Consider the following 11,234-nt stretch of genomic DNA (forward strand, 5'->3'; position numbering starts at 1 on the left):
CTATTGGAGAGAGGACTGAAGTCCTTACTACGAACCTTTGTTGCTACTTACTTACGGTGAAATACTCATTTTTAGCGTACACGCTAATTATGCAGTCACCGACTTCAAAAAACATCCCCTCTTGCTCATCTTTAGAAAATTGCAAGTTGCCATATTTAGAAGCAATTTCATCAGCAGTCGCCGCTTGTGCTTCCATTTCATCGGGGATAAGTCCGGTTGAACCGATGTAGAAAACTAGCGGAGAAACTTTCTCGCTGTACACTTTTTCGGCATAAGCTTCCAGTTGCTCGTTTGCACGGGTTAAAGCAGCTACAAATTCGTCTCGCTTGACATCTTTTTCCTGCCATTTTGCTTGGAGAAGCCTCAGCAAACTGTCTGCACCAACTTTTTCTAAGGTGGCGCTAACAATTCCGTTACTCTCTAACCCCAGAAAGTCATCGAAAATTTGTTTCATTAAGTCGTCAACTTTGGTGATTTTGGTGCGGGATGAAACTGTTTTGTGTGCAAAGACGACAGGCTGATCTAAGGTGATGTCGAATGTGGGTTTTGCCAGCTTTTCGCCCGTGTCTTTGTGGTAAACTTCGTACAGGCGATCGAGAAATTTGTTGGCTGAGTGCAATTTGCTGAAGTTGAGGATGTTTTTGCTGCCGATGTCGATTTTGTAGCTGACTCGCGAATCTACTGTACCATTCGCGATCGCACTTTTCAACTCTGTGTACTCCGTCGTCGTCGGAAAGTTGATGTACAGGCTTTTCGACAGATAGTGCTGTTTCAACTCTTCCAACTGTTGAGCCGTATAACTTTCGGATGCTTCCTTCAAATGAGCCGAGAGGATGCTGGAGAGAATTTTAATGTTGGCGAGTTCCTCAAACACTCCCTCCAGGCTGCCGTAACGTCCGTCAAACGGCACTAGCGGCAAACTCTCTAAGTTAATATCGTACTCCGAATGGAAGTCAAAATCTCCCGCAGGCGAACCGTCTTCTTCAATTACACCGCATTTTTTGAGCAAGTCAAAGACTGCTTGGCTGCTGATTTTGGTACGCAGCGACTTGATATTAACTTCGCCGTCGCTGACCATGGTATAGTTGTTGAAAGTATTCAGGTCTGTTACCAGAATTCCTGCAACTTCTGCGATCGCACTTCCATCCTCAACTTTTACCAGTTTAACTTTCCTGGTAATCAGCATATTGATGGTAGCGGTATTTTGATTGATCGCAAATGAACCCATCCGCACGTATTCGCCGCCATCTAAAAATTCAGTTTTCAGCCAAGGCTTGACAAGGTTGCCGTTTTCGTCTCGCTTTCCTTCAACTCGCTTCAAACCTTTGCGCTGATAGTTTTCTTGCAAGTGTTTCAAGTTGATGATGATGCTGTTGCTGTTTTCCTCCAATATCTCGATCAACTCTAACAACGAAATTTTATCGCTGACTTTTACCCGATCGCCAATTTGATGATTTTGCAACCCATCCGGCGCCAACACAGCCCGTTCCAAATCCTCCGCAAACCCCGCTATTTGGACATTTGTCAAAGCTTTAGCGTGTTTTTCCGTCAAAGTAGCATCGAAGGTGCTCGCCAGCGCGTACTTCGCCGTATTTAAATTGCCGTCAGCGAGGTTAGCTTTTGCAAAAGCAAACACCGACTCATCAGTTTGAGCAACCGGCACATCTAATTTATCGTACTCAGCTTGGGTGAGTTTCTGATATTTGTAAAACAGTCCGCTATCGTCTGCTTTCAGCCCGCAGATTTTCAGCGTGTTCGATGAACCGTTGATTTTTTTCCCCGTTTTGGAAACAAAAACTTGATAGTCGTATTCCTTAATTAACGGTTCTTCCAGCGGCGGAGCTACGGAATCACCTAACAGTTTTGTAGTGTCATAAAGAGCATTGTAAACCATTTTGACTTCGCCAGCCCGGATGCAATTTCCCGATAAAGTGTTGGCGATTTTGGAGAGCAGTTTGAAGTCTGCACAGCCGTAGGATATCGTGTTGGCAAACACATCCATGTCCTTAAGTTCGTCGCAAATTTCCGCTAGTTTGGTAGCTTCAGCATTAGCACTTGGATCGTTGGCATAACCGTCTGTGTGCAAATTAATTGCTGTCACTTCTCCAGCTTTTACCAGAGATTTAGCAAGCTGCATCGATTGCGATATGCAGGTACAGCCAGCAGTCTGAATTTTTTGAATTGCTTTGAGGTATTGAGAGTCAATCTTCATCACTTCTTGAATGGGAATTCGCTGGAAGTGACTAATTACGTCTCCACTGTCTGCATAGGAAATCAGGCTGACAATTAGCTGGTAATTGTTGTATTCGTCTAATGTCAAAAGCTTTACGAGGGTTTCTTTCAGCGGTTTTAAGTCATAATACATTGAGCCGGAACGATCGATGATGATGATGCTGTGGGCGACGGATTTTTCGGGGATGTCTCCCGGCTTTCTTTCGAGATTGAGGCGATCGACTAAATAGAATGCTTTGGCGTTTCCGGCAAAATTGTAGAGGGTAAATTTGGTGCGAGTATTGGAGGCTGCTTGGCTGCTGGAACTTTTGACTTGAGATGATTGTTTGAAGTGCCGTGCCATAGTTTTCACTTATGTTGATTTATTCTTCAACACAATCTTGACACGCACTTTTGTCGGTGTCAAGGCCTGTATGGAAAATTATTCGCCAGGGTAAATAAGCATTAATACTTAGGATCGATTGCCAAAAGTAGTAGACCTCTTGCAAAAATAGCTAGGAACAGGCAAGATGCCTGTTCCACACAAATAATTTTTTCTGTGGAACAGGCATCTTGCCTGTTCCAAAATTTAATTAAAAGGACTGAGGCAAGATATCTAGTGTGCATCAATACCAAAGAAACCGGGTTTTTTACCGAATCTGGGGGTAACAACGAAATATTTTCGTAAAAACCCGGTTTCTGACCGCCCGCAGCAGTCCTATAATATTTAATTAATCATGCTAAATACAGACAATCCGCTGCTCAAACTCTATCTAAATCTAATAGGATGGGTAGCAATCGGATTTATTCTCGGCCGCCTGCTACCGAGAAACTATGCTACATATTTAGCTAAGTTTCTTTTCTACTTTGGCACACCGTTGAGCATTGTTGCTTTCATCCGTAGCGCCAATTTATCTGGCGCTATTTTCATTGCACCGCTGATAGCTTGTGTGGCAACTCTCGCAGGTGGGGGACTTGCTTGGATCGCGATCGAGTTCGTCAGCACGGAACGTCTCAAGATTCTCAATTCGGGCAAAAATACCTCGGAACCCAAAACCGTCTGGAGTTTGCCGACTCAAGGCAGCTTCTTGTTAGCAGCGATGTTTGGCAATACGGGTTTTTTAGGAATTCCCATCAGCTTGTCTTTATTGGGTTCGGAACACTTCGCCTGGGCGTTGTTTTACGACTTGCTGGGTACTGGTATCGCCATCAATTTACTCGGAATTGCGATCGCCTCTTACTGCGGTAACAGCAGTTTGCATCAAAATTGGTTGACTCCCCTGCGGGCAATTTTGCAGAATCCGGCACTGTGGGCTCTGGGTATAGGATTTGTCTCGCGCAGTTTGCCGCTGTCGCCACCAATCGAAGGATTGTTAACAACTGCTGCTTGGGCTGCAATTAGTTTATCTTTGATAACGATCGGGATGCAGTTGAGCAATTTGAATTCTTTGCACAACCTCAAACAAGTTTGGGCTTGTTTGGTGATTAAAATGCTGTTAGTTCCTTTGCTATTTGGCATCGGTTTAACTTTGTTTGGGATTGCGGGGGCGCCGCGACTTTCGCTAGTGCTGCAAATGGCAATGCCTCCGGCTTTTGGTACTACTTTGTTGGCAGAAGTTTTCAATCTCGATCGCGAATTGACGGTAACTGCGATCGGCATGGGCTGCGTTAGTTTATTATTCACTATTCCACTCTGGATGCGGCTCTTTAATTTTTAATCAAAACAAGACTCGCCAAATTTTAAAAGAGTCTTTCAGTGATATAAATCACAGATATTGAGTGATTTATGTCGGATTAATTTAACTTAACAATGACTGGAGTTGGAAACTCTATTGCCTTCTGTTAAGCTACCAATAGCCTAAGGATGAGGCAAATTATAAAAATATGACAACTCAAAATTTTACATTGACAGGTTATCAAACACTCGATCGCATTTACTCAGGCACTCGCACCCTAGTTTATCGTGGCATTCGCCTCTCGGACAAACAGCCAGTAGCCATCAAAGTCTTGCAGACTGAGTATCCCAGCTTCAGCGAACTCGTGCAATTTCGCAATCAGTATACCATTGCCAAAAACCTCAACTTGCCCGGAATCATCGAAACATACAGCTTAGAAGCCCACCACAACAGCTATGCGCTGGTAATGGAAGATTTTGGGGGCATCTCTGTCAAGGAATGGATAGAACAAGGGGAAACTGCGCCCAATTTGAGTGAATTGTTGCAAATGGCGATCGACATCAGCAATACATTAGACATACTCGGACGCCACCGGATCATTCACAAAGACATAAAACCCGCCAATATTCTGATTAATCCCGAAACAAAACAAGTCAAGCTAATTGACTTTAGCATCGCATCTTTGCTGCCCAGGGAAACTCAAACTCTGATGAATCCTAACGTGTTGGAAGGTACACTCGGTTACTTATCACCGGAACAAACAGGAAGGATGAATCGCGGCATTGACTACCGCACTGATTTTTACTCTTTGGGCGTGACTTTTTACGAATTACTGGCGGGAGAGTTGCCGTTTCAATCCCACGATGCAATGGAATTGGTACACTCTCATATTGCCAAACAGCCGCGATCGCTGCATGAAATTAAGCCGGAAATCCCGCAGGTACTCTCGTCTATTGTCAGCAAATTGATGGCAAAAAATGCTGAAAACCGCTATCAGAGCGCTTTGGGGCTAAAATTTGACTTAGAATTATGTTTGTTTCAATTACAAAAAAGTGGTAAAATAGATAGTTTTGAAATAGCCCAGAGGGATTTGTGCGATCGCTTCATTATCCCCGAGAAACTCTACGGGAGAGAAACCGAAGTAGGAACCCTACTTGCAGCCTTCGATCGGGTTACTAGCGGCACAACTGAAATGATGCTAGTAGCTGGATTTTCAGGGATAGGGAAAACAGTTGTAGTTAACGAAGTCCACAAACCCATTGTGCGGCAACGCGGTTACTTCATCAAAGGGAAATTCGACCAATTCAACCGCAATATTCCCTTGGGAGCCTTTGTGCAAGCATTTCGAGATTTAATGGGACAATTGCTCAGTGAAAGTGACGAGAAATTAGAAAATTGGCAAACTAAAATATTGCAAGCACTAGGCGATAACGGGCAAGTTATTATTGAAGTAATTCCCGAACTAGAAAAAATTATCGGTAAGCAACCACCCGCCATCGAACTTTCAGGAAGTGCGGCACAAAATCGGTTTAATTTGCTGTTCCAAAACTTTATTCAGGTGTTCGCAAAACCAGAACATCCCCTGGTGATGTTTTTGGATGACTTGCAGTGGGCAGATTCCGCATCGCTACAGTTAATGCAGCTACTGATGTCCGAGTCAGAAACGGGTTATTTATTGGTAATTGGTGCCTACCGAGATAATGAAGTCTCGCCAGCACATCCGTTGATGCTGACACTGGGCGCAGTGGTCAAAGCTGGGGCAACTGTGAATACTATTACTCTGGAATCATTGAGTGTAGAAAGTCTCAATCATTTGGTGGCTGATACCCTCAATTGTGTTCCAGATGTGGCAAAACCATTGACTGATTTGGTCGCACAAAAAACTCAGGGAAATCCCTTTTTTGCCACGCAGTTTCTCAAGGCACTGCATCAAGACGGACTAATTGAGTTTGACCGGCAAGCCGGATATTGGCAGTGCGATATCGTCCGAGTGCGGGAAGCGGCACTGACGGATGATGTGGTGGAGTTTATGGCCCTGCAATTGCAAAAACTGCCTTCAGCGACTCAGGATATTTTGAAGTTAGCAGCTTGTATTGGGAATCAGTTCGATTTGAATACATTGGCGATCGTTTCTGAGCAGTCGCAAACCGAGGTTGCCACATCTCTATGGAAGTCTTTACAATCAGGGTTAATTCTGCCTCAAAGTGAAGTTTATAAGTTTTATGTGGGACAGTTAATTCAGGAACAAGGATCGCAAACTGTCAATTATAAATTCCTGCACGATCGCGTTCAACAAGCTGCTTATTCTTCGATCGCTGAAGACCAAAAACAGTCAACTCATCTGAAAATGGGGCAGTTATTGTTACGCAATTCTGACCCCAGCGAACGGGAAGAGCGGCTATTTGAAATTGTCAATCATTTGAATGTTGGCATTGACCTAATTGCGTCACCCCAGGAGCGCGAAAATTTAGCCCAGTTGAATTTATCGGCAGGACGAAAAGCGAAAACAGCTACTGCCTATGGAGCGGCGAACTCCTATTTGAAAACAGGGATAGATCTGTTACCAAAAGATGCTTGGGAAAGTCATTATCCGCTAACTCTGGCACTGCATGAAGAGATTGCTGAGGCGAGCTATCTCAACACCGATTTTGAGCAAATGGAACGGTGGGCGAGCGTGGTATTGCAACAAGCCAAAGCCTTGCTAGATAAGATCGAAGTCCAGCAAACTCGGATTATGGGAGTAAAAGCTCAAGGGCAACTTTTAAATGCGATTCAGATTGGGTTGCCGGTGTTACATTCTCTCGGTATTGAATTGCCAGAGCAACCTACCCAGGAGGATATCGGACAAGCGTTTGGAATGACGCGCGAACTGTGGGCAGACAAATCATTCCGCAGTTTGCTAGATTTGCCAACCATGAACGATCCCCAGCTTTTGGCTGCGATGGAAATCTTGACGGCTTTGGTGCCTGCTGCCTTTAGTGCGGCTCCTACTTTACTGCCGCTGCTAATTTTCAAGCAAGTCGAATTATCTATCCAATCTGGTAATGGTCCCGTTTCTATATTTGCTTACGGCGAATATGGCGTAATCCTGTGTGGCATTATTGGCGATCTCGAAAACGGCTATGAGTTTGGGGAATTGGCATTAAACCTTCGAGATCGACTCCAACTGACATCCTTCAAATCTCGAAATTGGTATGTGGTGAACCACTTTATTAAACATTGGAAAATCTCCCTCTCTGAAATTCTTCCTGGGTTACAAGAAGCCTACCGCAGCGGACTCGAAACTGGAGATATCGAGCACGCTTGCCTCAGTGCATGGGCATACTGTTATTACGCTTATTATGCGGGTCAGGAATTAGCAGAACTTGCCCAGACAATGGATGCCTACCGTCAAACCATTCATCAATATCAACACACAGATTCCCGCCACTATCAAGAGATTTATCAACAGACTGTACTCAATTTATTGGGGCAAGCTGAGGTTTCTTATCTCCTGAGTGGGACAATCTTCGATCGCGAAAAATCCCTCGCCGAGTTGCGATCGACCAATCAGCGCACTGCATTATTAATCTGGCACCTTAACCAAACCACTCTTTATTATCTCTTTGGGCAGGATGAGAAGGCAGCCCACAGCTCCGCCACAACTGCTCAATATCTGGATGGTGCTGTGGCGATGGTTATGGTTCCCCTCTACTCCTTTTTTGATGCGCTGATTCAATTAACCCTGTATGCAGAAGCTTCACCAGAAGAGCAACTTTCAATCCTGCTACAAGTGCAACAGCATCAAGACAAATTGCAGCATTGGGCAGCTTTGGCTCCGACAAATCATCAGCATCGCTGGGAATTGGTAGCAGCCGAACAACATCGAGTGTCAGGCAATAAACTCGAAGCTATTGAAGTTTACGATCGCGCCATTACAAGTGCTAAAGCTAACAGCTTCATTCAAGATGAAGCCCTCGCCAACGAACTCGCTGCTAAATTCTATCTCAACTGGGGCAAAGAAAAAGTTGCCGCAGGTTATATGCAAGATGCCTATTACTGCTATGCTCGCTGGGGTGCGAAAGCCAAAATAGATGACTTAGAGAAACGCTATCCCCAATTGCTTTATCCCATATTACAGGTCAAACAAAATCGTTATGCGCTCGGCGAAACTTGCCTGCAAACTATCGAAAAAGCGTCGGCTTTACATCAAATAACCCACACAAATCAATCTAGCAGAAATGTCGTAACAGCCCTCGATTTCCATACCATTATCAAAGCCTCCCAAGCTCTATCGAGTGAAATAGAATTAGCAAAATTGCTGGCGGCACTGATGTCTGTGGTTATGGAAAATGCTGGGGCGACTAAAGCAGTTTTGTTGTTGATTAAGGAGGGGAATATTGCGATCGAAGCTGTAGCCTCCCTCAAGGAAAATGTCATCTCAATCTCGGTACCGCTGTCAGGTAGCGAGGTGGTTCCCGCTGCTGCGATCGATTATGTTAAGCGCACTTTGACAACTGTTGTTTTGGATAATGCAGCAGCACAAAATGATTTTATTGCCGATCGGTATTTGATGGAGCAAAACACCAAAAGTTTGCTGTGCGCGCCGATTTTGCATTTGGGTAAATTAATCGGGTTGCTGTATCTAGAAAATAACTTGACAATTGGTGCATTTACACAAGATCGCACGGAAGTCATTCAACTGTTGTGCGCCCAAGCGGCGATTTCTCTGGAAAATGCCCGCTTGTACCAACAATCCCAAGATTACGCCCAGCAATTAGAACGATCGCTCTTGGACTTACAGCAAGCCCAGTTACAACTCGTGCAAAGCGAAAAAATGTCCGCCTTGGGCAATCTCGTCGCCGGAGTCGCCCACGAAATCAACAATCCTGTCGGCTTTATTAACGGCAATATTGACGAAGCAACAACTACCATCAATGATGTAATTAACCACTTAAAATTATATCAAGAAAAACTGCCAAATCCCGGCGAAGAAATCGAACAAGATGCTGAGGATATTGATTTAGAATATGCCTTAGCAGATTTGCCGAAGATGCTGTCGTCGATGAAAGTGGGGTGCGATCGCATTCGGGGCATCAGCACGAGCCTCCGCACCTTCTCCAGAGCAGATAAAGACTACAAAGTTCCCTTTAATATTCATGATGGCATTGACAGCACCATCTTAATTCTCAAACACCGGCTGAAAGCTAACGAACACCGTCCGGCGATCGAAGTCGTTACAGACTACGGGAATCTGCCTCAAATCGAATGCTTTCCCGGTCAACTGAACCAAGTTTTTATGAATTTGCTCAGCAATGCGATCGATGCCCTAGATGAGTCAAGTCAAGGCCGCAGTTTTGATCGAATTGAAGCGAATCCTAATTGTATCAGGGTGCGGAGCGGTTTGGAGGGCGATCGCCACATCAAAATTACAATTGCCGATAACGGTGCAGGGATGACAGAAGAAGTAAAACAGCGGATTTTTGACCATTTGTTCACCACGAAGGCGGTAGGGAAAGGGACAGGATTGGGATTGGCGATCGCCCGCCAGATTGTTGTGGAAACCCACGGCGGTAAGTTGAGCTGCAACTCTGCGGTTGGTGAGGGGACTGAATTTGCGATCGTCCTACCTGTTAGTCAAGAAAGTCCTGCCGTCCTGCCGTCCTGCCGTCATTAGTTATTAGTCATTCGTAATTAGTGATGATACCGGTTTTAAACTCTTCAAATAGGTTTGATCGTTCGGAATGCGAGTCCTCTGATTTATGCGGACTCGCATTCGGAACGATCAAACCTATTTGCCGATCGCACATCCAGACAGCAAAAATTCCCGCCCCCTTGCGGCAATTTGCCAAAATCTCAACTATGCTAACGTAGGCAAGCAGCAATGCCTTGTCACGAAAGCGATTGACATACTTTAAAACAATTTATTTTATTGAGGAGCGGTGTATCCCCTATGGCAAACCTGATCGGCACAGACAGCAACGACTTTATTCTAGGTACGACCCAGGGCGATCGAATTCGCGGCTTAGATGGCGATGACACGCTGCTGGGTGCGAATGGAGATGACACCCTAGAGGGAGACGGCGGCAACGATCAGCTTCTCGGAGGCGAGGGAGCCGATTCGCTGTTTGGGGGTGAAGGAAATGACGAGCTCATTGGCAACCAAGGCCGCGATTTTCTTTCTGGCGGGAACGGCAATGACTCGATCAGAGGCGGTTTGGGCAACGATAGCCTCGACGGCAACGACGGGTTAGACAGCTTGTTGGGAGACGCAGGGGACGACTTGCTTCGTGGCAACGGAGGCAATGATGTGATTGCCGGCGGTACTGGCAACGACACCCTCAGAGGGAATGACGGCGACGATTCCGTGTTCGGAAATAGTGATGATGACTATCTGTACGGGGATTTTGGGAACGATTCTCTCAACGGCGGTAGCGGGCGAGATCAACTGTTTGGCCTGGACGGCAACGACTATTTGGCCGGCAGTGACGGCGACGATACTTTGTACGGCAATGCAGGCAGAGATTCGCTCTTGGGAGAATCCGGCAACGATCAACTATTCGGCGGGAAGGCTGACGATACACTTTCTGGTGGCACCGGTTTGGATACGATTCGGGGCGATGAAGGCGACGACTGTCTGATGGGAGATGAAGGCAATGATTTCCTGTTTGGTGGGAAAGGTAATGATGTTCTCGACGGCGGCTTTGGCGATGATTCCTTGGCCGGAGGTCTCGGCGACGATACAATTTTGGGCAGTTTCGGTAATGACAATTTATTTGGGGCAGAGGGTAATGATTCTCTGGTTGGAGGTGAAGGTTCCGATACTCTAACTGGGGGTAGTGGCAGTGATATCTTTGGATTGGGAGCGGGCCCGGGAAGTTTGGTTTTAATTACTGATTACAATGAGGCTGAGGATTTCTTTGGACTGCCGAGCAGTTTATCTTTCAGTCAACTGCAAGTCAGCCAAGGTAATGGTGCCAATCTCAGAGATACGGTAATTACGATCGACGGCAAGCTGTTAGCAATTTTGGTCAACACTCCCTCGGCGCTGATCGATGCCACTGATTTTATCAGTGTGACTGGGACGTTTTCTCCCAGACCAACTGCGACTACGACTACGACTACGACTACGACTACGACTACGACTACGACTACGACTCCAACTCCGACGACTACGACGGAAACGACTCCAACTCCGACGACTACAACTCCAACTCCGACGACTACAACTCCAACTCCGACGACTACAACTCCAACTCCGACGACTACAACTCCAACTCCGACGACTACAACTCCAACTCCGACGACTACAACTCCAACTCCGACGACTACAACTCCAACTCCGACGACTACAACTCCAACTCCGAC

4 protein-coding genes are annotated in these 11,234 nt (G+C 45.8%); 3 read left to right on the top strand and 1 reads right to left on the bottom strand.

Annotation, left to right across the window (positions count from 1 at the left end):
* Positions 1–43: 43 nt before the first annotated feature.
* Positions 44–2,575, bottom strand: a complete 2,532-nt coding sequence (locus tag QUB64_RS29695) for a vWA domain-containing protein (RefSeq protein WP_333274547.1) — start codon at positions 2,573–2,575, stop codon at positions 44–46.
* A 373-nt stretch (positions 2,576–2,948) separates the two neighbouring features.
* Here QUB64_RS29695 and QUB64_RS29700 point away from each other — a divergent pair, with 373 nt between their 5' ends.
* The 3 genes from QUB64_RS29700 to QUB64_RS29710 all read left to right on the top strand — a co-directional run.
* A complete protein-coding gene (locus tag QUB64_RS29700) occupies positions 2,949–3,929 on the top strand; it encodes an AEC family transporter (protein ID WP_333274376.1) in 981 nt (326 codons plus the stop codon).
* A 166-nt stretch (positions 3,930–4,095) separates the two neighbouring features.
* A complete protein-coding gene (locus QUB64_RS29705) occupies positions 4,096–9,543 on the top strand; it encodes a trifunctional serine/threonine-protein kinase/ATP-binding protein/sensor histidine kinase (RefSeq protein ID WP_333274378.1) in 5,448 nt (1,815 codons plus the stop codon).
* 276 nt (positions 9,544–9,819) lie between these two features.
* A partial coding sequence (locus QUB64_RS29710) for a calcium-binding protein (RefSeq protein WP_333394296.1) occupies positions 9,820–11,234 on the top strand: 1,415 nt, incomplete at its 3' end.

The sequence above is a fragment of the Microcoleus sp. Aus8_D2 genome, assembly GCF_036702665.1.
Classification (GTDB): Bacteria; Cyanobacteriota; Cyanobacteriia; order Cyanobacteriales; family Microcoleaceae; genus Microcoleus.

Bases quoted from the DNA above. Each gene is read 5' to 3' on its own strand.
- QUB64_RS29695 (WP_333274547.1), bottom strand. From the start codon at position 2,575: ATGGCACGGCACTTCAAACAATCATCTCAAGTCAAAAGTTCCAGCAGC.
- QUB64_RS29700 (WP_333274376.1), top strand. From the start codon at position 2,949: ATGCTAAATACAGACAATCCGCTGCTCAAACTCTATCTAAATCTAATA.
- QUB64_RS29705 (WP_333274378.1), top strand. From the start codon at position 4,096: ATGACAACTCAAAATTTTACATTGACAGGTTATCAAACACTCGATCGC.